The sequence below is a fragment of the Mycobacterium toneyamaense genome, from assembly GCF_055384815.1.
The window spans coordinates 3,876,565-3,897,800 of sequence record NZ_AP040333.1 but is presented as its reverse complement, the minus strand read 5'-3'; the positions used below and the strand labels follow the sequence as shown (position 1 = coordinate 3,897,800).

The 21,236-nt window shown below is 66.8% G+C and carries 21 protein-coding genes; 13 read left to right on the top strand and 8 right to left on the bottom strand.

What is annotated here, in order from left to right; translation table 11 throughout:
• Positions 1-13: 13 nt before the first annotated feature.
• A complete protein-coding gene (locus tag ACZ5IQ_RS18695; RefSeq protein WP_213020321.1) occupies positions 14-700 on the bottom strand; it encodes a DUF4333 domain-containing protein in 687 nt (228 codons plus the stop codon).
• Between the two features lie 3 nt (positions 701-703).
• Positions 704-1,909 carry a neutral zinc metallopeptidase gene (locus ACZ5IQ_RS18690; RefSeq protein ID WP_464480088.1) on the bottom strand — a complete coding sequence of 402 codons (1,206 nt, stop codon included), beginning with the start codon at positions 1,907-1,909 and terminating at the stop codon, positions 704-706.
• A gap of 754 nt (positions 1,910-2,663) precedes the next feature.
• Here ACZ5IQ_RS18690 and ACZ5IQ_RS18685 point away from each other — a divergent pair.
• On the top strand, positions 2,664-4,187 hold the full coding sequence (locus ACZ5IQ_RS18685; protein ID WP_318986136.1) for a serine/threonine-protein kinase: 1,524 nt from the start codon (positions 2,664-2,666) through the stop codon (positions 4,185-4,187).
• 37 nt (positions 4,188-4,224) lie between these two features.
• Here ACZ5IQ_RS18685 and ACZ5IQ_RS18680 read toward each other — a convergent pair whose 3' ends face one another.
• Both ACZ5IQ_RS18680 and ACZ5IQ_RS18675 read right to left on the bottom strand, forming a co-directional pair.
• Complete coding sequence (locus tag ACZ5IQ_RS18680) at positions 4,225-4,875, bottom strand: serine hydrolase (RefSeq protein ID WP_346416766.1); 651 nt, start codon at positions 4,873-4,875, stop codon at positions 4,225-4,227.
• Between the two features lie 476 nt (positions 4,876-5,351).
• The gene (locus ACZ5IQ_RS18675; protein ID WP_318986138.1) at positions 5,352-5,546 is read right to left on the bottom strand and encodes a hypothetical protein; all 195 of its coding nucleotides are present in this window, start codon (positions 5,544-5,546) and stop codon (positions 5,352-5,354) included.
• A 98-nt stretch (positions 5,547-5,644) separates the two neighbouring features.
• On the opposite strand from ACZ5IQ_RS18675, the gene ACZ5IQ_RS18670 reads away from it, so the two are divergent.
• The gene (locus ACZ5IQ_RS18670; RefSeq protein WP_212813792.1) at positions 5,645-5,995 is read left to right on the top strand and encodes a DUF3349 domain-containing protein; all 351 of its coding nucleotides are present in this window, start codon (positions 5,645-5,647) and stop codon (positions 5,993-5,995) included.
• Positions 5,996-6,061: 66 nt separating this feature from the next.
• On the opposite strand, the gene ACZ5IQ_RS18665 is transcribed toward ACZ5IQ_RS18670, so the two are convergent.
• From ACZ5IQ_RS18665 to ACZ5IQ_RS18655, 3 genes are all read right to left on the bottom strand, one after another.
• A complete protein-coding gene (locus tag ACZ5IQ_RS18665; protein WP_464480087.1) occupies positions 6,062-7,111 on the bottom strand; it encodes an NAD(P)-dependent alcohol dehydrogenase in 1,050 nt (349 codons plus the stop codon).
• A gap of 158 nt (positions 7,112-7,269) precedes the next feature.
• The gene (locus ACZ5IQ_RS18660; RefSeq protein ID WP_138249815.1) at positions 7,270-7,545 is read right to left on the bottom strand and encodes a YciI family protein; all 276 of its coding nucleotides are present in this window, start codon (positions 7,543-7,545) and stop codon (positions 7,270-7,272) included.
• 9 nt (positions 7,546-7,554) lie between these two features.
• Complete coding sequence (locus tag ACZ5IQ_RS18655; RefSeq protein ID WP_464480086.1) at positions 7,555-8,232, bottom strand: TetR/AcrR family transcriptional regulator; 678 nt, start codon at positions 8,230-8,232, stop codon at positions 7,555-7,557.
• Positions 8,233-8,455: 223 nt separating this feature from the next.
• On the opposite strand from ACZ5IQ_RS18655, the gene ACZ5IQ_RS18650 reads away from it, so the two are divergent.
• From ACZ5IQ_RS18650 to ACZ5IQ_RS18600, 11 genes are read left to right on the top strand one after another with little or no spacing between them, the layout of a single operon-like run.
• Positions 8,456-10,435 (top strand): dipeptide ABC transporter ATP-binding protein, encoded by a 1,980-nt coding sequence (locus ACZ5IQ_RS18650; RefSeq protein ID WP_464480085.1) that lies wholly within the window; start codon positions 8,456-8,458, stop codon positions 10,433-10,435.
• On the top strand, positions 10,435-11,304 hold the full coding sequence (locus ACZ5IQ_RS18645) for an ABC transporter permease (RefSeq protein ID WP_464480084.1): 870 nt from the start codon (positions 10,435-10,437) through the stop codon (positions 11,302-11,304). The genes ACZ5IQ_RS18650 and ACZ5IQ_RS18645 overlap by 1 nt, the downstream gene beginning before the upstream one ends.
• Before the next feature lie 54 nt (positions 11,305-11,358).
• Positions 11,359-12,363, top strand: a complete 1,005-nt coding sequence (locus ACZ5IQ_RS18640; RefSeq protein ID WP_212813802.1) for an ABC transporter permease — start codon at positions 11,359-11,361, stop codon at positions 12,361-12,363.
• Positions 12,364-13,020 carry a cysteine hydrolase family protein gene (locus tag ACZ5IQ_RS18635; protein ID WP_464480083.1) on the top strand — a complete coding sequence of 219 codons (657 nt, stop codon included), beginning with the start codon at positions 12,364-12,366 and terminating at the stop codon, positions 13,018-13,020.
• A complete protein-coding gene (locus tag ACZ5IQ_RS18630; protein WP_464481485.1) occupies positions 13,020-14,624 on the top strand; it encodes an ABC transporter substrate-binding protein in 1,605 nt (534 codons plus the stop codon). The genes ACZ5IQ_RS18635 and ACZ5IQ_RS18630 overlap by 1 nt, the downstream gene beginning before the upstream one ends.
• On the top strand, positions 14,624-15,454 hold the full coding sequence (locus ACZ5IQ_RS18625; RefSeq protein WP_464480082.1) for an N-acyl homoserine lactonase family protein: 831 nt from the start codon (positions 14,624-14,626) through the stop codon (positions 15,452-15,454). Before ACZ5IQ_RS18630 ends, ACZ5IQ_RS18625 begins: the two co-directional genes overlap by 1 nt.
• On the top strand, positions 15,454-16,746 hold the full coding sequence (gene allB / locus ACZ5IQ_RS18620; RefSeq protein WP_464480081.1) for an allantoinase AllB: 1,293 nt from the start codon (positions 15,454-15,456) through the stop codon (positions 16,744-16,746). Before ACZ5IQ_RS18625 ends, allB begins: the two co-directional genes overlap by 1 nt.
• Positions 16,743-17,489: an aspartate/glutamate racemase family protein gene (locus ACZ5IQ_RS18615; RefSeq protein ID WP_464480080.1), complete on the top strand. Its 747-nt coding sequence runs from the start codon at positions 16,743-16,745 to the stop codon at positions 17,487-17,489. The genes allB and ACZ5IQ_RS18615 overlap by 4 nt, the downstream gene beginning before the upstream one ends.
• Entirely contained in the window at positions 17,486-18,499 is a 1,014-nt protein-coding gene (alc, locus tag ACZ5IQ_RS18610) for an allantoicase (protein ID WP_464480079.1), read from the top strand. The genes ACZ5IQ_RS18615 and alc overlap by 4 nt, the downstream gene beginning before the upstream one ends.
• Positions 18,496-19,041 carry a hypothetical protein gene (locus ACZ5IQ_RS18605; protein WP_318986147.1) on the top strand — a complete coding sequence of 182 codons (546 nt, stop codon included), beginning with the start codon at positions 18,496-18,498 and terminating at the stop codon, positions 19,039-19,041. The genes alc and ACZ5IQ_RS18605 overlap by 4 nt, the downstream gene beginning before the upstream one ends.
• Positions 19,038-20,075: an isopenicillin N synthase family dioxygenase gene (locus ACZ5IQ_RS18600; protein ID WP_133427154.1), complete on the top strand. Its 1,038-nt coding sequence runs from the start codon at positions 19,038-19,040 to the stop codon at positions 20,073-20,075. The genes ACZ5IQ_RS18605 and ACZ5IQ_RS18600 overlap by 4 nt, the downstream gene beginning before the upstream one ends.
• Here the strand turns inward: ACZ5IQ_RS18600 and ACZ5IQ_RS18595 are convergent, their stop codons facing one another.
• Positions 20,076-21,179, bottom strand: coding sequence for an ABC transporter substrate-binding protein (locus tag ACZ5IQ_RS18595; RefSeq protein ID WP_409430115.1), 1,104 nt, complete (start codon positions 21,177-21,179; stop codon positions 20,076-20,078).
• Positions 21,180-21,236 lie beyond the last annotated feature (57 nt).

The window sequence follows — 21,236 nt, the reverse complement described above, 5'->3', positions numbered from 1 at the left end:
TCCAGTCGGGTCATCAGCCGGTCGGACCTCCGACTTCGTATGTCCCGCCGTCGTCGACAAACACCACCGTGATCTGTCGCTGGCGGCCGTCGACGGTGGCCTCGCATTTGAAGGTGCCGTCCTTCTTGACGGGTGGGTTGACGCCGCCGTTGCACCTGACGTTTGAAATGTTCGTAACGCCATAGCCACTCACCGTGTCGGTCAGGACCTGTTCCACGCCTCGTTGCGCTTGATTGATGTCGAGTTCGATCGTCTTCGAGGTGCGGAGCATCGATATGCCGACCAGGAGCGCGACGGCTTCGACGGCAAGCACAGCTGCTCCGATGCCAATGAGTTTGCGGCGCCCATTGGATTGGTGTTTCAACCGGGTCGTTGACGATGCAGGGCCTCGTTGTGCCGGGCCAACAGGTGGTCCCACCGGGGCGCTTTGTGGAATCGGTGGCGGGAGGCGAGCATCCTGCGACGCTGGTCGAGCACGGGGTGCGATGGCCGAACTTCTAGGGGGAGCAAACGGGCGGACGGGGCGCATAGGTGGCCGGCGCTGCGGGATGTTGTGGAATGACCCAGGCGGCGGCTGATAAATGGTTTGCCACCAGGGCAATTCATCGTGGTTCGGCTGGTTGGCCGGCGCTGAAGGTTCGCGTTGCGGCTGCGTGATCCGCGAGGTGGCGTTTTCCGTGTTTGAGGTGTTGTCGTTCATGAGTCAGAACCTCCGGAAGCAGTCGTCGGTTGTTCCGAGGATTCCGATGCGAAAGGCGGCAATGCGGGTAAAGCCAGCGGGGAGCGGGGTGCCGTTGACGTCGCTGGCGACTATTCCATTGGTCAGCAGCCCTGCGACGGCTTCATCGAGGTCGCCGGCGCCGAGCATCAAACCTGGACCTGACGGCAAGGAAACTGGCTGCGCCATGCCGCGTTGCGCGACTCCGGTGAGGCATGCGGTGCGCATCGCGGTTTGCGGCGTGTCGAGCGGCAATCCGCGCTCGTGCTCGCTGGCCAGCGCATAGCGGGAAGCGATTACGGATATTGCGGTGTTGTCGCCCTGCAGGAGTCGATGGCTGCGTTCGTCTGCGGGCGCGCCGATCTGCTGTAGTGCCGGCAAGTCGATTGCCACGGTGTTGCTGTCAGGGCAGTACACAGCGACCGCGGTAGACCGGCTTCCGTCACACGACGCTCCGCCAGTCGTGAGCCCAGGCGGGTTCGCAGGCTGCAGGATCTTGTGGAGTTCTTCGCCGAGTGTGGCCAACGTGCTCTGGTCGATGGTGATGTCGCTGTTCGGGCTTCGGGCATCGAACAGGTTACGAGGCAGATCGCCTCGCCGTCGTTGAATTTCGGCCCGATCGATCGTCGAACAGGCGCGAGCTCCCTGCTCGAATCCGATTTGGAAGGCACTGATGCGATCCAGTCCGGTGCCGTGCTGTTTGAGAAGCGCATCTGGATCGTCGGATTCGCCTTGCGGGTCGCGTATTGCCAAGAGACCGGCAAGCAGATGATTGAGGCCGTCTCCTGTACTGACCACGAACCGCGCAGAATCGCCGTCAGCGACCCAGCGCATGTATACCCCGGCGTAACAGTCGGCTTGCTGTTCTTTTATCAGCGTGGGAGAGCGGATCGGTAGGCCCGCCTGAAATTGAACGGCATGGCCGTACTCATGCGCGAAAACGCCTGCCGCGCCGATCGCGCCGAAGAACGGTAGCGCCGGCGGAACCAACCCTGTCTCTTGCGACCGGTCCCACCCGATTGAGTTGTCGATGGTGCAGTACACGGCGTTGCCTTCGGGGCTTCCGCACAATGTGTACCCGGCCAGTTCGTCACCATCTGAGGAGACGAGTCGGCTGACGGGTTTGAGTTGTTGTCCGAACGATTTGGGGTACTGCATCTTCCAGAACGACTCGACATCGTTGATGGCCAACAGGGCTAACCGATCAAAGCTACCGTCATCGGTATTTGCGACACGTCCAGTCGGTGCGGGGCTGTCAGGTCTCGGGCCACTTGGTCCGTCCGATACAGTCAGTCCGCTGACCTTTTGTGGATTGAACCGTGCCGAAAGTGGTTGTCCGGCAACGACTGTGTGCCCACATGCAGACACAAAGAAGGCTGCCACGACCGAGATCAGTCTGACTGTCACGCCTTTGGCGCCGAGCGCCGGACGTTCGATCGGAGGTCGTGGTTGCGCCGATGCTGACACGGGCTATCGAGCATCCGGCCTGTTGGACGAGCACGCGCAGCCGAACTTCGCATACGGGGCAAACCTCAAATTGAATTCCACGACGCGGATCGAGCCGATGATCGCGTTCGGCGCTGTGGGCGCTGCATGCCGAGCCGCAGGCGACGGGGACGGATGCATCACTGTCGGCTGGCCGACAGGTCTGCGCTGGTCGGACGCTGGTCTGCCGTGTCTCGCCGGGTCGTGCGGATAGCTCATCGAACCCTTCTATCGTGGTGCAGCGGTGCGCAGTCTGGTGGCGACTGCAGGTATAGATCGAGTATCTCGTCACAGGGCTATTGATCGCGGGCAAATGCGCCTACTGGTCAATATTGGTAGTGAGCAGAATGTTTGGTTTTATGCTGATCGACATCGGTGGCGCTCACTGGAGCCTTGCTGATCGCAGTCGGATGGCCGGGGTGGGCGGGCTGCGAATAGGAACTTGTCTGCAGGGGGCTACGTGACTAAGCGCAACGGTGAGCAGTTCGGTAAGTACCGAATCACCGGGCTGCTCGGTGTCGGCGGCATGGGCGAGGTCTACGAAGCTGTGGACACCAGCAAGGACCGTACTGTCGCGCTGAAGATCTTGTCCGATCAGTATTCGCAGGACGAGCGCTTCCGCGAACGGTTTCAGCGCGAATCACGTGCTGCCGCAATCCTGCAGGAACCACACGTTATTCCGATCCACGACTGGGGTGAGGTCGATGGCCGCCTCTACATCGACATGCGGTTGGTGCACGGCGAAACCCTGCACGACATGCTCAAGTCAGGCCCGCTGCCTGCGGAACAAGCGGTAGCAATAGTTGGCCACATCGCTTCGGCGCTGGACGCCGCTCACGCCGCTGGGTTGATTCACCGCGACGTGAAACCGCAGAACATCATGGTCACGGCGGGAGACTTCGCATACCTAGTCGATTTTGGGATTGCCGAGGCTCACGGGGATTCGCGGCTAACTATGACCGGAACTCAAATCGGGTCGATGGCGTACATGGCCCCCGAGCGATTCGGGGGACACGACACGACGCCAGCCGTCGACGTCTACGCGCTTGCGTGTGTGCTGTGCGAGGCGCTGACCGGCCGTGCGCCATTCCCCGGCCAAGGGCTTGAGCAGGTAATCGCTGCACACCTTTCCACGCCGGCGCCGCGTCCGAGTGCGATCAATCCACACGTTCCAACCGCACTCGATGACGTTGTCGCTCGCGGCATGGCGAAGGAGGCCGATGATCGCTACGGCACGGCTGGGGCGTTGGCACGCGCTGCGCATCGAGCATTGCGCGACGCAGGCGCTGCGTGGCAGCAGTCAGCGACCATGCAGCGAGAGCAGTTGGTGGTGCCCCCGCCTCCTCGCCATGACTCTGAGCCCCTGACCGGGCCGACGGTGGTTGTCGGAGCGACGCATTCCGAACAACGGGGGCGGTGGGTGGTGCCGGCGGTGATCGGAGCGGTTGGCGCATTGATGCTAGGCGGAATAGGCATCGTCATTGGGATGCTTGCTGGCCAGAACAACACGAACGCGGTCGCGACTTCCTCACCTGGCCAAACTGTTTCGACGATCGGCGCGCCTCCTGCGCAACAACCGCCCGCTCCGCAGACGCCCATGCCTCTACCTGTGCCTGCACCGCCGATGCCTTCGTCGAGTGGAACGCCACCGCTCGTGACCGGCGCGGATAACAGCGCGTCACACGATAGCTGCGATGCCGGCTGGTCGCTGACGTCCAGGTCGGGATGGGGAACGCGTTCGGGCCGAGGTTCTGCGGAGACATCATGTTTCTTCGCTCGAAGTGTCCTCGGTTCGTATTGGGATCACTACGGCGGCGTCGTTCGTGCGCCACGGACGGTATCGGCACCCGGAGCCGTGGATTGCCGCACCGTTGACGGCGCCACCTGTAGCGGGCCAAACTTTGTGGTCCAGTGTGCGGCCTACGGCACCGACAACTGGGTGACCTGCGTGGGCGGAAACAACGCCCGGGTATACATCTACTGAGGCGGCGGGGTGCGCCCGGTGTCCTGCTGCAGTGAGTTCAGGCCCGGCAACGGCCCGCAGGCAGCTCCGCTGAGTGCTCCTTCAACCAGCGTCCGACTTGCGACAGCTGAGCGATGCCATCGGTGAACGTCCCCGAATTCGGTTGCACGGCAATTGCTGCCGCGACCCGGCCCCAGCCGGTATCGATTACACCCAGTTGGCGTACCAGGTATCCACCCGCCTCCAACGGCCCCCAACCGCCCTTGAACCGGGCGCCAGGAATGGTGCCGAGGCCCCACATCTGATCGCTGGCGATCTGTCCCATGAGGTCGAAGATCGGCGCGCTTCGGTCGTCGCATGCTGCGGCAGCTAGGAACCGAGTCTGATTCTCCAACGACCAGACGGTCTGCCCGAAAGCGCTGTATTCGGGCCGGCTTCGGTAAGACTGAACTCGGGTCGGATCACCGGCTTCCTGCAGCACTGCGTCGACCTTCTCCGCAGCGGTGTCGGGCGATCCCAGGCCACGCCAGATGGCGTCTGCCGCTTCGTTGTCGGATTGGGTGATTGCGATTTTGATCGGCTCGCTTGCCGAGGCTGAATCTCCTTGACGCAGTGCGGCTATCGCGAGCGGCACCTTCATCGTCGACCACGCCGGGCCACGGGCCCAATTGCCGAACGACATCGCCGGTCCGCCACCGCCAATTGGCATCAGTGTTACTCCGAGCCGACCGCCCAGGGCCGCCTGTAGCTGAGCAAAGGAAAGGCGGAGGTTGCGCGAATCACTGGAGGAGTCGGGAGCGGCAGCTGTGTGCGAGGGACTTGGCAACGCAACCGCTGGCGCGCTCGTTGTGTGGGGGCTGGATGAGGGTGGCGACACCAGCGGTCGTGATGACGAAACACGAAGTCCGACAACGATCCCGCCCGTAACGATGAGTAACGCGAGGCAGCTTCCGACCAGTGCGGCTAAGACGTGTCGCCATCGTCGTGGCCGTCGCCGTGACTCGTCCGGTACGGCCGGTTCGAGGTCATCGCGAGCGCGGAAGCCGGTGCGCGGTGTCCTCACCTGGCTGCCTCCAACACGCTTACGACGACGATTGAGTCAACGATACGACGCCCTGAACTGGGCTCCCGGCGCGAATTTTCCAACCTGAGTCTGTTCCCGACGCGGCCGAGCGGGCCGGTTGGTCAGTCCGCGTTGGACTCCCGGTCGCCGACGAAGGCGAGCAGCGCCGCATCGCCGGAGCGGATCACGTCGACCCGCTCACCGCCGTCGCACTGGAACAGCCCGATGGTCAGTTCGTGCGCACGGCGGCCGATGACCCGCCAGACGCCCCCTGCAAGCTCCCAGCGTTGCAGGATGTCTACCGGATCGTCGGGCACAAGGGAGATTGTGGCCGGTACTCCGAGAGCAGACGCGAAAACCCCAGATGCCGGCGCGTCCAGTGGTGGGTTGACCGGGCAACGGCGAGACTTACCGGGTGTCGACGAAGTCGCTGCTGCTTTCGGTACTGAACTGGCTGCGTGCCGGTTACCCGGAGGGGGTCCCAGGCCCCGACCGGGTGCCGCTGCTGGCATTGCTGCGGGCCACGCCGCTGACCGAGGAGCAGGTGGCCGAAGTGGTGCGCAATATCGCCGAGGCCTCAGCGCCCGCCGACGTCGACAATCCCATCGAGCGCGACGACATCGCCGAGTTCATCGCCGACGTCACCCACCATGACGCCGGCCCGGAGAACGTCGCGCGGGTGGCTGCCAAACTGGCCGCGGCCGGCTGGCCGTTGGCCGCTATGGACCTGTTGCCTGACGCCCGCCCCGGCGCAGACGGCCGATAACGCGTTACGCCGAGGATTGCAGTCAGTATTTGACTGCAATCCTCGGCGTTGACGAGAAACCCGCGGCTAGATGGTCGCGGTGTCGATCACGAAGCGGTACCGCACGTCACTGGCGATGACGCGCTCGTAGGCCTCGTTGACGTACGACGCGTCGATGACCTCGATCTCCGGGGTGACATCGTGCTCGGCGCAGAAGTCCAGCATCTCCTGGGTCTCCGGGATGCCGCCGATCAACGAGCCGGCGAGGGTGCGGCGCATACCGATCAACGGGAATACCGGCACCTCGAGCGGCTTCTCGGGGGCGCCGAGCTCGACGAGCGTGCCGTCGCTCTTGAGCAGGTTCAGGTACAGGCCCATGTTGAGGTTCGCCGACACCGTGTTGATGATGAGGTCGAAGGTGCCGGCCAGCTTCTTGAAGGTGTCCGGGTCGTTGGTGGCGTAGTAGTGGTGTGAGCCCAGGCGCAGGCCGTCTTCCATCTTCTTGAGCGACTGGCTCAGCACGGTGACCTCGGCGCCCATCGCGACGGCGAGCTTCACGCCGACGTGGCCCAGACCGCCCAGCCCGACGATCGCCACCTTCTTGCCCGGCCCGGCATTCCAGTGCCGCAGCGGCGAGTACAGGGTGATGCCGGCGCACAGCAGCGGAGCGGCCTTGTCCAGCGGGATGCTGTCCGGGATGCGCAGCACGTAGTTCTCGTCGACGACGATCGCGGTGCTGTAGCCGCCGTAGGTGGGGGTGCCGTCGCGGCCGGTGGCGTTGTACGTGCCGATGTTGCCGCCCTTGCCGGTGCAGTACTGCTGCAGGCCGGCCAGGCAGTTCTCGCACTCGCGGCACGAGTCGACGAAGCAGCCCACGCCGACGTGGTCGCCGACCTTGTACTTCGTCACCTCGGAGCCGACGGCGGTGACGACACCGGCGATCTCGTGGCCGGGTACGACGGGGTAGTTGGCCGGGCCCCATTCGGACTTGACGGTGTGGATGTCCGAGTGACAGATGCCCGCGAACTTGATGTCGAATGCCACATCGTGCGGGCCGATGTCACGGCGCTCGATGGTGGTCTTGGTCAGCGGGCTGGTCGCTGAGGTCGCGGCGTAGGCGGAAACGGTCGTGGTCATGCGTGTTCAGTCCTCTTCATTCTCGGCTTGCCTAGCGGCGGTTACCTACTACAAAGATTAGCGAAGGTAACGAAATGAGGGGCAATGCGTCAGGCCCTGACCACACTCAACGGCGACCGGCGCCGAACTAATCCCGGATCCGGCTGTGAATTTTGCGGCTACAGCCCGGCGGCGCGGAAACCTGCGTTGAAGCTCACGCGCTCGTACGTGGCGACGCCGGCGTGCACATACGGATCGCTGGCCGTGAGGGCGTCGGCTTCTTCGGCCGTCATGTCCGAGGCGATCAGCACGGCGCCGCCCTGCGACTCCAGTCGGCCGGCGAGAAGGATGCGGCGCTCCTCGACCAGCTTGCCGAGCCAGTCCAGATGCGCGGGTCGCGCCTGGTCCACGACGTCCAAGGGTTGCGTGTAGGTGATGTTCAGTACGTGAAACACGCTATGAGGTTATCGGGGAGCCTGGTGGAGTTCGATGACCTGCCCGGTCCTTCTGCGCAGTGCCGGTGTCGCGGCGTCGGGGATGCCCAGCACGCGCACGCCGGCATCGGCGACCTGCATGGGCAGGTCGGATCGTTCGGGGCCGTGCGGCACCGACCACATGTTGACCAGCGATTCGACCAGCCGGAACGGTAGGTCGGCCGCCGCCGGATGGACGCCGGTCGTTTGCAGTACTTCCCGGCTCAGGGTCAGGTAGTGCTGTCGCAGGCGTTCGCGGTCGGACCAGAATGGCTCCAGGCGATCGGCGCGCAGCTCGGGAAGCAGGTAGAGCGCTCCCAGATTCCAAGTGCCTCCGAGTAATTGGTCACCATCGAACGCGGCCAGGGCGTGCAGGTGCTCGGTTGCCGACAGTGGCGGCGTGGCGTCGAGCAGGCTCGGGATGAAGGCCAGTGTCGGGGCGACGGTCTGGCTCAGCACGGCACACAGGATGTCGTCCTTGGTCTTGAAGTAGTGGTACAGCGACGCCTGCCTGATGCCCACCGAATCGGCGATGGTTCGCGTCGACGTACCTGCGTAGCCCAGGGTGGTGAACAATTCGCTTGCGGCATCGAGGATTTCGTCTCGTCCCGTGACGCCCGGGCGTCGCTGGGGCCGCAGTCGAGGCCTTCCTGTGTGGGTGGTCGACATTCATTCATCGTGGTCCAAGCCGGCAGCCATCGATACCGGCGGTCGGTATCTGTCACGCGACAGAAACCTGCGATATCGGCCGGTTACCTGAGGGCCTCGGTTGCTTACATCGTGCTTACTTCGGCGACACCATGCGAGATGGTCGGGGGAGAAAACTGTCAACTGACAGGCCAGCGGTCAGCGACGTACCAAGGCATGGCGATCAGAACGCAGGAGAGCGCACATGGGCACTGCTGTATCGGTGGCGGACGCCACGCCCGTCGCCACCGTGTCGTCGAACCCGGATGCGGTGGCGACCGTGGCGGGGCTGCATGTCACGTTCCAGCGCAACGGTCGTGAGGTACACGCGCTGCGCGGCGTCTCGCTGACCGTTCGGCGCGGCGAAATCCTTGGCCTGGTGGGCGAATCAGGTTCGGGGAAGAGCGTATTGGGATTCGGCATGCTCGGGCTGCTGCCGGCTTCCGCCCGGATCGAGGGCACCATCTCCGTGGCCGGCTCGGACATGGTGCACGGTGACGCGAAGGCGCTGCGCAGGGTGCGCCGTCTCGATCTGGGCGCGGTATTCCAGGACCCGATGACGTCCCTGAACCCGACCATGCGCATCGGGAAGCAGGTCGCCGAGGCGGCCGGCAGCGCCGACGAAGCGCTGCGGCTGCTGACGGCGGTCGGCATACCCGATCCGGCGCGACGGATGCGCGCCTACCCGCACGAACTCTCCGGCGGCCTACGCCAGCGCGTGATGATCGCCATCGCGATCGCCGGCTCGCCGGAACTCATCATCGCCGACGAACCGACGACCGCACTGGACGTCACGGTGCAGGCCCAGGTCCTCCGACTGCTGCAACGACTCCGCGACGAAATCGGTTGCAGCATCGTCTTCATCACCCACGACCTCGGGGTGGCGGCCCAGATCTCCGACCGCATCGCGGTGCTCTACGCCGGCCGCATCGCCGAGGTCGGCCCGGCCGCCGACGTTCTGGGCGCACCTGCTCACCCCTATACCCGCGGGCTGCTGCGGTCACGGCTGACGCTGGACACCGCACGTGGCCGTCGGCTGGCGGCGATGCCCGGTTCGGTGCCGAGCCCGGTGTCACCGCTACCGGGATGCGCTTTCAGCCCGCGCTGTGATCAAGCCACCGAAAATTGTGAGAAGTCCTCTCCCGAACCGACTTCCGTGGGCCCCGGGCGGGTCAGCGCCTGTCTGCTCACCCCGGAGGAGCTGGCGCACGATCCCGCGGCTCTCGACTCAATGCCGGAACCCGTTGCCGCACAGCCGGTCAGCACTGCCGCTGCGGACCAGCCGGCCGCCGTCACCGTGACGGACGTGACCAAGACCTTCACCGTCGCGCCGCGCGGCAAACTCCAGGCATTGCGCGGTGTGACGCTGCGCGTGGGCCACGGCGAGTCGGTGGCACTGGTGGGGGAGAGCGGTTCGGGAAAATCCACACTGTTGCGCGTGATCGCCGGCCTGGAGAAGGCGACCACGGGCGCCGTCGAGGTGGCCGGGGAACAACGCCCACAGATGGTGTTCCAAGACGCCGGCGCCTCACTGACGCCGTGGCTGTCGGTCGGCGAGTTGATCGCCGAGCGCCTGCGCGGCAGGAAACTGTCGCGGACCGCGCGCCGCGATGCGGTCATCGAGGTTCTCGGCCGGGTGGGGCTACCCGCGGAGGTGGCGAAGTCACGCGCCGGCCAGCTGTCCGGCGGTCAGCGCCAACGGGTTTCGCTGGCACGCGCCACCGTCGTCCCGCCCGCCGTGCTGCTGTGCGACGAACCCACGAGTGCCCTCGACGTGTCCCTGGCGGCCTCGGTGCTCAACCTGATCGGGGACCTGCGCCGCAGTCTGGACATGTCGGTGGTGTTCGTGACGCACGACCTGTCGGTGGCTCGGGTCGTCGCCGATCGCATCGCCGTGATGTACCTGGGCCGCATCGTGGAGATCGGACCGGCCGAAGAGGTCATCGGAAACCCGGCACATCCGTACACCCGTGCGCTGGTCGACGCGATTCCCGACCTCGGCCGCGAATCGCGGGTATTGCCAGGCGAACCGGCGAGCCCGCTGTCACCGCCGACCGGATGTGCGTTCCATCCGAGATGCCCGATCGCCGTCGACGCCTGCAGCGGTGACGAGCTCGACGTCCGACTCGTCGGCAAATTCGGTGGCGTCCATCAGGTCGCCTGTATCGAAGAGAAGGTGCGCTGATGGCCATCGCGATCCCCGCCCCGAGTCTCACCCGCGGTCGTGGCCGGCTGCGGCTGGCGCTGCCGCAGTCCCGGTCGACGATCATCAACCGCGCGGGATTCGCCCTCGTGATCCTGTTGACGCTGGCTCTCGTCGCGGTGCCGCTGCTGGCTCCCCACGACCCGCTGATCCCGGTCGGGATGCCATTGCAGGCGCCGGGTGAGCACGGGTTCCTGCTCGGCACCGACAGCGTGGGACGCGACATCCTGTCCCGTGTCCTCTACGGCGCGCGGTCGAGTTGGCTGGCCGCGCTGGCGGTCGTGGCGCTGGGCCTGCTGATCGGCGGGCTCGTCGGCCTGGTCGCCGGGGCGGCCGGTGGCTGGGTCGACTCGACGCTGATGCGCATCACCGACGGCTTCCTGTCGCTGCCCGCGCCGGTGCTGGCGATCGCCGTGGTCGCCGCGCTGGGACCGAGCTTCCTGCACACGCTGATCGCGGTGTCCATCGTGTGGTGGCCGTTCTACGCGCGGCTGGTTCGCGGGGAGGTGGCGCGACTTGCGGCGCGTCCCCACGTCGAGGCCGCAAAGCTGGCCGGTGTCAGCCGATTTCGGCTCGCCGGACGGCACCTGCTGCCGGGTGCGGTGCCCAACGCCTTGGTCGCCGCGAGCCTGGACATCGGCACGCTGATTCTCACCCTGGCCGGCTTGTCCTTTCTCGGGCTCGGTCAGGCCGCGCCGGCACCCGAGCTCGGCGCCGACTCGGCGCGCAACCTGAGTTACTTCCTGCAGCAGTGGTGGATTCCGGTCATGCCGGGACTGGGTGTGCTGGTGCTGGCGCTGGTCGCCAACATCTCCGGCGACTGCCTGCGCAACCTGATGAAGACGACATAGGCCGCCGATCCGGTGGTGGTGATGAGCGCGCGCATGAAGAGAGGTGGGTGAAACATGAAGACGTTCGTGGCCTCGCGGTTGGGGTCGATGGTCGCCATCCTGGTCGCCTTGACGGCAGTGATGTTCGTCCTGCAGAACATCTCGCCGCTGGATCCGGTGAAGGCCCAGCTCGGCGCCCAGGCCTCAGCTGACGCGGTGGCGGCCCGGCGCGCGGCGCTGGGACTGAATGACCCTGTGCTGGTCCAGTTCTGGCACTACCTGGCCGGTGCCGCGACCGGTGACCTGGGCACGTCGTACCGGACCCGGCATGCGGTGATGGCCGACCTCGGGTCGTTCGTGCCCGCCACGCTGGAGCTGGCGCTCGCCGGCCTGCTGATCGCCGTCGTTCTCGCGGTGCTGCTGGCGTTCAGCACAACCTTGAACTGGCGCGGCGCGAATGTGCTTCGGGCCGTGTTGTTCGCGGGTTCCTCGGCGCCGATGTTCCTGCTCGGCATCCTCGGCCTCATCGTCTTCTACCAAGACCTGGGCTGGGTACCGGCCAACGGCCGCAGTGCCGTGCCGAGTCCGCCGACCGGGCCGACGGGCATGCTCACCGTGGACGGTCTGCTCCACGGGCGGCTCGATGTCGTGGCCGACGCCGCGCACCACCTGATCCTGCCGGCGTTCGTCATCGCGATCGGCCCGGCTGTCGCGATCGGCCGCGTGCTGCGCAGCAGCCTGCTGGCCGACATCGACAGCGACTACGCGCGGACGGCCCGCGCCAAGGGACTGTCCGAGACCCGAATCCTGGCCAGGCATGTGCTGCGCAACTCGGTCGGCGCCGCCCTGTCGATGACCGGACTCCAAGTGGGCCTGATGTTTTCGGGCGTGTTGGTGGTCGAGCAGGTCTTCGGCTGGCCCGGCATCGGGCAGTACGTCGCGCAGAGCATTCCCGTGGCGGATTTCCCGGCGATCGCCGGGGTCACGCTGATGCTGGGTGCGCTCTACGTCGTCATCAACACGGTGGTGGACCTGCTGCAGGCCGCCGCTGATCCGCGTATCGCCGTCACAGGAGGTTAAGTGCCGAAACAGCCGCTCATCGTAGGTAATCCCGTCCTGGTCGTCGTCGACATGCAGGAGTGCGGCGACATGCCGGCCGAGTTGGTCGGCATCGAGCACATGGCCGGGTACGACGGCCGGATCGCCCGGGCCCAGCGCCTGATCGCCGCCGCGCGCGCCGCGCGAGTCCCGATCGTGTTCTTCCAGGAGGTGCACCGCCCCAACGGGATCGACTTCGGCCGCGAGCTCGACGGCGCCGAGGGCGAGCATTGTGTGGACGGCCGCCCGGGCACCCCGCTGCATCCCGCGCTGCTGCCCGACCTCGATGGGCCCAACCACGAGTTCCACATCGTCAAGCGCCGCTATTCCGGTTTCATCGGAACAGATTTCGAGATCGTGCTGTCGGGCCTGCGCGCCTCGACACTCATTCTCATCGGCGGGCTCACCGACGTCTGTGTGCACTACACCTTCGCCGATGCGCACCAGCGTGACTTCTACGTCCGCGTCGTGACCGATTGCGTGGGCGGCTCGTCGACCTATCGCCACGACGCGGCCCTCGATGCCATGGAGTACCTGCAGGCCGGTGCCATGCGCACCACCGACGAGATCGTCGCCGCCTTTTCCGATATGTGTCCGCCCGAGTTGTCCAGCCCCGCCCTCGAAGGAGTTGCCCGATGATGAAAAGCCTCAAGGTCCCCGGTCGCGCGCGCGGAAGCTGGCGGATCGCCGCTGCCGGTGCCGCCGTCATGTTGACGCTGAGCGGTTGCGGTGGCTCGAACTCGGGGAGCGGCACGCCCAACGCCGCGCCCACCGACAAGGTTCTGCACCTGTCCTTCCTGCAGGACCCGGGGCAGCCGCCGGACCCGGACATCTACTACGCGGGACAAGGTCTGTTGCTGACCACCAACACCTACGAAGGCCTGCTGCAATACAAGGCCGGTGTCGACAAGGCCGTCCTGGAACCGCTGCTGGCGACGAGCTGGACGGCGTCGCCGGACAACAAGGTGTTCACGTTCAAGCTCCGTGAGGGCGTCAAGTTCCACGATGGCACGCCGTTCACGTCGGCGGCGGTCAAAGCGTCGTTCGATCGCCGGGTGGCCGTCAACCAGGGCCCGGCCTACATGGTCAAGGACGTGGAATCGGTGACCACACAAGGGGATTACGACGTCACCATTACGCTGAAGGCACCCAACTCGGCGTTCCTCGATTACCTGGCCTGTCCCTATGGACCCCGCATGCTCAGCCCCGAAGGACTGAAGAAGAACGCCGGCACGGACAACGCGCAGGGTTACCTGACCACTCACGATCTCGGCACCGGTCCGTTCACGCTGACCGACGCGCAGGTGGGCTCGCACTACGCGATGGCCGCTTTCCCCGATTACTGGGGCACCAAGCCGTATTTCGAGAAGGTCGAGCTTCCGGTCATCACCGACGTGTCGGCGCAGCAACTGCAGTTCAACAACGGCCAGGTGGCCGCGATCCTGCACGACCTGCCCTCCTCGGCGGTCCAGTCCTACCTGAACAACAAGGCGTTCGCCAACTACTCGCTGCCGACGATGATGTCGAACTACGCGTACATCAACCCGCGCAAGGGCATGATGACCGACGCCAAGAACCGGACCGCCGTGATGCAGGCGATCGACGTCGACGAACTGGTGAAGCAGACGTACTTCGGGCGCGGCAAGAAGGCCGAGCAGATCTATCCGCCGAACATGATGGCCGCCGAATACGGCAAGCAGTCGGTCTCGCACGATACGTCGGCACTGTCCGCGATTGCCGGCAAGCTGCCTGCAGATCAGAAGACCGTGACCATCGGCTACGACTCGAGCAACCCCGATAACCAGTTGATCGGCAACCTGATTCAGACGCAGCTGGCCGCGGCAGGTCTGACCGCCAAGGTGCAGGCGTACCCGACGTCGGAGATCTACGGCTGGGTCGGCACCGATGGGCAGTCCGCGCCGGAGATCATGACCTATCTCGGTTGGCCCGATGCGCCGTCGCCGTACACCTGGGGCCACATCTCGTGGGATGCCGATGGTGGCCTGAACTTCTTCGGGTGCTCGGCGCCGCCGGTCACCGCGGCACTGGCCGCGGGACTGCCGACAGACTCGGAGGCCGACTTCTCCACGGCCGGTGTGGAAGCGGTCAAGACCGGCTGCTGGCTGAACATCGCCGACGTCAACGACTTCATGGTGGCCCAGCCCTGGCTCAAGGGCGTCGAACAGGCACACGTGGTCACCAACCCGAATTCACTGCGCCTGAACGCCCTTTCGGTCGGCTGATGGCCACTCTGGTCGGCAAGCCCGGGGTACGGCGGATCATCCTGCTGACCCTGGGCTGGGAGGAGCTGCCGAAGTCGGTGTCGGTGTACGGCGCACCGCCCGAGGAGCGCATGCGGGAGCCGGTGCCCGGGGTGTTGCTGCAGACCGACGGCGGTTGGGTACTGCTCGACACGGGATTCAACACCGCGCTCATACGGGACCCGGCGCTGTACCGGCGGTTCTTCCCGACCGTCGAGTACCGCCCGGTGCTGCCCGGACCGGGCGAGCCGATCGAGCAGCGGCTGGCGGAGGTCGGGGTGGATTTCGACGAGATCCACACCGTCGCCGTCAGCCATCTGCATCACGACCACGCCGGCGGGCTCAAGCTGTTCGCCGGCAAGGTCCCGGTGCACGCCCAGCGTCGTGAACTCGAGTACGGGCTGTCGAATCACCCTGAGCCTGAACGCAACGCGATCAATCGGATCGATTTCGACGACCCGAACATCGAGTGGCACCTGGCCGACGGGGAAGCCGAGATCGCCCCGGGCATTACCGCAGTGCCGACCTATGGGCACACGCCGGGGCATCAGAGCTTCGTCGTCGAACTCGACCGGTCGGTCGGCGGTGACGGCTTCGTGTTCGCCTTCGATGCGGCCGACCTCACGGAGAACATCGAGCACGAGCTCGCCCTCGGCGGGTTCATCGACGTCGACCCGCAGGACACGATCGAGCCGATCCGCCGACTCAAGAAGTTGGCCGCCGACAGGGGGTTTCAGCTGATCCCCGGCCATGATCCACACGTGTGGCCCGAGCTCACCGACCATTTCCATCACCGGTTCGGCGGGCTGTGATGGAGTGCGTGCTGCGCGCCGACCGGGTGCTCGTCGACGGTCACCAGGTTCCCGCCGCGGTGGGGATCGACGGTGGCCGCATCGTCTTCGTGGGTGACGTCGACGCCGATTGCGCTGCGGCAGAGGACATCCGGTTGCCTGAATCGGTGGTGCTGCTGCCCGGTTTCGTCGACACGCATGTCCACATCAACGAACCGGGTACCGATTGGGAGGGCTTCGAGACCGCCACCGCCGCGGCGGCCGCGGCCGGGATCACCACCGTGGTCGACATGCCACTGGACTGCGACCCGGTGACCACCAGCGTCGCGGCCCTAAACACCAAAGAGGCCACGGCAGCGGCCAATTGCCACGTCGACGTCGGGTACTGGGGTGGCGTGGTGCCCGACAACCTGGACGACCTGCCCGACCTGGCACAGGCCGGGGTGCGCGGCTTCAAGTGCTTCCTCGCCGACTCGGGCAACCCGCATTTCCCGCACCTGAGCCCGGGACAGTTCCGGGATGCCATGCGGCGCATCGCCGAACTGGGGTCGGTGCTGCTCGTCCACGCCGAGAGCAACCAGGTGATCGACGCCGGGCCAGTGCCGGCGGGCCGCCAATACCGGTCGTTCCTGGCGTCGCGACCCGACGCCGCCGAAGACGATGCCGTGGCCCTGGTGATCGACGCGGCGGCGGCGACCGGGGCCCGCGCGCATATCGTGCACGTCTCCAGCGCCACAGTGTTGGCCCGTCTCGTCGAGGCCAAGCGCGCCGGGATACCGGTGACGGCCGAAACCTGCCCGCATTACCTGACATTCGCCGCCGAGGCGGTGCACGACGGTGGCACCGAATTCGCCTGCTGCCCGCCCATCCGGGACGGCGCCAACCGTGAACTGCTGTGGTCCGCGCTGCACGACGGCACGCTGGACCTGGTGGTGTCCGACCACTCGCCCTGCGCGCCGCGGCTCAAGGGGGACGGGGATTTCGGGCGGGCATTCGGTGGGATCAGCTCACTGCAGCTGAGCCCGCGCGCAGTGTGGACGCAGGCCGCCGCACGCGGCTTCGGGCTCGCCGACCTGAGCCGGTGGATGTCGCAACGGCCCGCCGCGCTGGCCGGTTACGCCGACCGGGGCCGGATCGCCGTGGGTCTGCGGGCCGACCTGTGCGCCTTCGATCCGGGTGCCCTCGACACCGTGCGGGCGGCGACGCTGCGGCACCGTCACCCGGTGAGCCCGTATGACGGTGTCATGCTGCGGGGTTCGGTCCTGCAGACCTGGGTTGCCGGCGTGCCGGCGTCGGTGGGGGAGCCGGCATGAGAATCCTGGTGCTCAACCCGAACACCTCGGCGGCCATGACCGCCGAGATCGCCGCTGCCGCGCGTGCCGCTGCGCATCCCGACGTTGAGATCGTGTGCATGTCACCGTATTTCGGCTCGGCGGCAATCGACTCCGCCGCCGAGAGCTACCTTTCCGCGGTCGGGGTGATGGACCTGGTTGCCCGACTGACCCGGTCGGGCGACTTCGACTTCGATGCCGTTGTGCTCGCCGGATTCGGCGAGCACGGCCGCGACGCGCTCGCCGAGATGCTGACGGTGCCGGTGTTCGACATCGCCGAATGCGCCGCGCATGTCGCGCACCTGATCGGCCGGCGGTTCTCGGTGATCACCACGCTCGCCCGGTCGATCCCGCCCATCGAGGACCGGCTGCTGCTGGCCGGCCTGAACGCACACTGCGCCTCGGTACGGGCCTGCGGCCTCGGCACGGCAGCCGTGGACGCCGATCCCGCCGGCGCCGTGCAGGCGATTGTCGACGAGGCCGCACGCGCCATCAACGAGGACGGCGCCGACGTGATCTGCCTGGGGTGCGCCGGGATGGCGGGCGTGACGGCGGCGATCTCCGCCAAGCTCGGGGTGCCCGCGGTCGACGGGGTCGCCGCCGCGGTGGCCCTCGCCCAGGCCGTCGTCGGGCTGGGCCTGTCCACCAGCAAGGCGGGGGTGTTCGCGCCGGGACCGGACAATCCGCGCAGCCACTGGCCGCTGTCGGAAGCACTGGGCCGATGACCGACGTCGATCTCGCCTCGCGCCTCGTCGGCGGCAGCGTGGTGGCCGCCAGTGACGAATCGTTCGGATTCAAGGAGCGGCTCGTCGACCCGGCCGAACCCGCCTTCGTGCCGGGAACCTTCGACCTGCGCGGCGAAGTGGTGGACGGCTGGGAGACCCGGCGCCACGCCGGCCGCGCCGGCGACTGGGCGATCATCCGGCTGGGCACACCCGGCCGGCTGCGCACCATCGACGTGGACACCCGGTTCTTCTCGGGCAATCACCCGAGCGGCTGCGCGGTGGACGCCTGCGTGCTGGCGCGCACCGACGATCCGGCAGACCCCGTCGTGGCCTGGACACCGATCGTGGAACCCACTGTGCTCAAGGCGGATTCGCACAATCTGCTGGCCGTCGCGGACCGCCGGCGGTGGACGCACCTGCGGCTGCGGTTGCAGTCCGACGGCGGCGTCGCCCGGCTGCGGGCGTACGGCGAGGTGGTGGCGGACCCCGCGTCCTTCAGCGATGTCACCGTCGAGGTGTCCGGTCTGGAAAACGGTGGTCGGGTCGAATGGTGCAGTGACAGTTTCTATTCCAGTGCCACGTCGCTGATCATGCCGAACCGGCCGCACAACATGGGCGACGGCTGGGAGGCGCGCCGACGCCGCGACGTCGGACCGGACACCCACGACGCGGTGATCGTCTCGTTCGCCGCGCCCGCCGACCTGCGCCGCATCGAGGTCGACACGTCGTACTTCGTGTTCAACGCCAGCCTGGAGGTGTCGGTGCTGGGCAGCCGTAGTCGCCCTGATCGGGAACACGGTTGGGGGATGGTCGCTTTCGACGTTCCGGTGCTGCCGCGGACGCGACTGCTCGCCGATGCGCGCCAGGTGTTCGCGGTCGACGTGCCCGACGTGGCGGCACTGCGCGTACAGGCCTACCCGGACGGCGGGATCGCCCGGGTACGGGCAATAGGGGTGCCCACCGTCGACGGACTGCGGATGCTGCAGCACAACTGGGAGGAATCGTCATGACACCACTGCTGACCGACTGCGCCGGCCTCTGGCGCCGCACGCTGTTGATCGACGTCGACGGCACGCGCGACACCGAACCGGGTGTGCTGTGGCTGCAGAGCCTGACGGCCTACGTTGACTCCCGCGGATTCGCGGGCACCCTGCACCAGGACGGCGACGTCTTCGAGTGGCATCGAGAGTTCGACATCACGACGCCGGGACCGCATCCCGACGCCGGCGTAATGCACTGGGAGAGCGATGTTCTCGTCGAGACCGGGGTGCACGAACACTACATCGAGCACTGGGTCCGCGACCCCGGCGACGCGGGGCCGACAGGCGCGCTGCACCTGTCCGGGCCGGCCGGAGCGTCGGCGCTACTGGTCCGGGTCGGCGCCATGTTCGGCTGGGCCGACGGCACTCAGGTGGTGCTCGGCACCGTGGGCGGCGACGCGCAGCGAGCGCTCGGTATCGACTTCGCCGACATGGCTTCTGTCGGCGACCAAATCCAGGCCAACGGCGTGCACTGGACGGTGGACAACTCGGAAGGGAATGTGAATTCATGAGTGGCGTAACGTCATTCACGTCGGTGCCGATCATCGATATCAGCGGATTGTCGTCACCCGAGCGTGCCGAGCAGCACCGCGTGGCCGCCGAGCTCGGCCGGGCGGCGGCCGACGTCGGCTTCTTCTACATCAGCGGCACCGGCATCGACGAGTCGTTGTTCGGCGCGATGCTGGCGGCGGTGAAGGAGTACTTCGCGCTGCCGGTCGAAGAAAAGATGCGTGATTACATCGGGCTGTCCCGCTGTCATCGCGGGTATGTGCCGGTCGGCGAGGAGGGCCTGGAGGGCACCGTCCCGGACCTGAAAGAAGCGTTCGACACCGCGCTGGATCTGCCCGCCGACGATCCGGATCATCTGGCCGGCAACCCCATGCTGGGCCCCAATACCTGGCCGGACCTACCCGGTTTCGCCGAGGCGGTGACCGCGTACTACCAGGCCGTGCTGGCCGTGGGGCAGCGGCTCCTGTGGGCGTTCGCCGTCGCCCTCGGCGAGGATCCCGAGGTCTTCTCCCGGCACGCCACCAAGACGCCGAGCCAGCTGCGGCTCATCCACTATCCGTACAACCCGGACGCCCACGACAGCGTCGGGATCGGCGCGCACACCGACTACGAATGTTTCACCCTGCTCAAGCCGACGGCCCCCGGCCTCGAGGTGCTCAACGGCGCGGGCGAGTGGATCGACGTGCCACCGGTGGACGGCACGTTCGTCGTCAACGTCGGGGACCTGCTGGAGCTGTGGACCAACGGCGCGTTCGTGGCCACCAGCCACCGGGTCCGCAAGGTCGCCGAGGAGCGGTATTCGTTTCCGCTGTTCTTCAACGTCGACTACCACACCGAGGTGAAACCGCTGCCGCAGTTCGCGTCGTCAGACGCCAAGCCACGCCCCGCGCTGCGCGCGGGCGAGCATCTGTTCGCCCAGACCGCGCAGACGTTCGCCTATCTGAGACAGCGCATCGAGTCGGGCGAGCTGGTCCTGCCCGACGGCTCGCTGGAACTCGGACAGTTCGGCCAGCAGGCGTTGCAGGACGCGCAATGACTAATTGATGGGCGCGTTGAGCCAGTGCAGGTCGTCGAGCATGCCGCGCGCGGCCACGATGCCCTGGCCGGTCTGCCATACCTCGTTGTTCACCACGAACACCCGGTTGTCGCGGGTGGCGGCGAGCTTCTTCCAGGCCGGGCTGTCGAGCAACGCGGCAGCCTTGTCCTTGGCCGCCGGTGACTCGAACGACAGGTAGACGATGTCACCGTCGGCAGTCGAGAAATCGGTGCCGGGCGTCAGCTTCGAGATGTCGATCTCGCGGTACGGCTTGTCGGTGAACCGTTGCGGCGCAGGGCGATCCGCGCCGATCCGGGCCAGCACGCTACCCGGGAAGTTGTTGGCGCCGAAGATTCGCATGGTGCCCTCGGTCAGCTGCACCACCGACACCTGGAAGTGCGAGGCGTCGTTCTGCCCGCCGATCCTGGAGGCGTCGGCGTTGAATCCGTCGACCAGTGCGCCCGCGGCGGCGCCGCGTCCGGTCGCCGCACCGACCATCCGTAGATCGTCCTCCCAGGCCGCGCCGGACGGACGGGTGAGTACCGTCGGTGCGATGGCCGACAGCGCGCCGTAGGTGTCCGACGTCGACGACACCTGCGAGCCGATGATCAGGTCGGGGTTGGCGGCCTTGACCGCCGCCATGTCGGGTGCGCCGCGCGTGCCGGCCGCCGGCACGTTGTGGATGACGGTGCCCAGATACGACGTCTGGCCCGACGAATCCGTCGGGGTCGCCGCGGCGACGACACGGGACTGCAGACCCAGCGCGCACAGCGCATCGAGTGCTGTGCCCGAGAGCACGACGATGCGCTGCGGGTCGGCGTTGACGTCGGTGGCTCCCGCGGCGTGGTGCACCTGACGGATGGGCGGCCCTTCATCGAGCGCTGCCGGGTTGGGCGCGCACGAGTCGTCGGGCCGGCGCTGGTTGCCGAGCACGCCCGCGGTGGCGATACGGGTGGTGCTGGTGATGGGAGCCGAGTTCGCTGCCTGAGGTTCGGCGGTGTGTCCCGAACAGCCCGTCAGGACGGCCGCGGCCGTCGCACACAGCGCGGTGAGAACCGCCGCGCTTGCGCTGGACAGCCGGGTACGGGAAGTCGGAAACTGCACGTGGCCGACGGTAACACCCGCGCGGTCGGGCCCAGATGAGGCGCGGTCGCGGGGGCC

Coding starts and splice junctions, on each gene's coding strand:
- ACZ5IQ_RS18695 (WP_213020321.1), bottom strand. CDS start 700: ATGAACGACAACACCTCAAACACGGAAAACGCCACCTCGCGGATCACG.
- ACZ5IQ_RS18680 (WP_346416766.1), bottom strand. CDS start 4,875: ATGCCAATTGGCGGTGGCGGACCGGCGATGTCGTTCGGCAATTGGGCC.
- ACZ5IQ_RS18665 (WP_464480087.1), bottom strand. CDS start 7,111: ATGACCACGACCGTTTCCGCCTACGCCGCGACCTCAGCGACCAGCCCG.
- ACZ5IQ_RS18655 (WP_464480086.1), bottom strand. CDS start 8,232: ATGTCGACCACCCACACAGGAAGGCCTCGACTGCGGCCCCAGCGACGC.
- ACZ5IQ_RS18650 (WP_464480085.1), top strand. CDS start 8,456: ATGGGCACTGCTGTATCGGTGGCGGACGCCACGCCCGTCGCCACCGTG.
- ACZ5IQ_RS18645 (WP_464480084.1), top strand. CDS start 10,435: ATGGCCATCGCGATCCCCGCCCCGAGTCTCACCCGCGGTCGTGGCCGG.
- ACZ5IQ_RS18640 (WP_212813802.1), top strand. CDS start 11,359: ATGAAGACGTTCGTGGCCTCGCGGTTGGGGTCGATGGTCGCCATCCTG.
- ACZ5IQ_RS18630 (WP_464481485.1), top strand. CDS start 13,020: ATGAAAAGCCTCAAGGTCCCCGGTCGCGCGCGCGGAAGCTGGCGGATC.
- ACZ5IQ_RS18625 (WP_464480082.1), top strand. CDS start 14,624: ATGGCCACTCTGGTCGGCAAGCCCGGGGTACGGCGGATCATCCTGCTG.
- allB (WP_464480081.1), top strand. CDS start 15,454: ATGGAGTGCGTGCTGCGCGCCGACCGGGTGCTCGTCGACGGTCACCAG.
- ACZ5IQ_RS18615 (WP_464480080.1), top strand. CDS start 16,743: ATGAGAATCCTGGTGCTCAACCCGAACACCTCGGCGGCCATGACCGCC.
- alc (WP_464480079.1), top strand. CDS start 17,486: ATGACCGACGTCGATCTCGCCTCGCGCCTCGTCGGCGGCAGCGTGGTG.
- ACZ5IQ_RS18605 (WP_318986147.1), top strand. CDS start 18,496: ATGACACCACTGCTGACCGACTGCGCCGGCCTCTGGCGCCGCACGCTG.
- ACZ5IQ_RS18600 (WP_133427154.1), top strand. CDS start 19,038: ATGAGTGGCGTAACGTCATTCACGTCGGTGCCGATCATCGATATCAGC.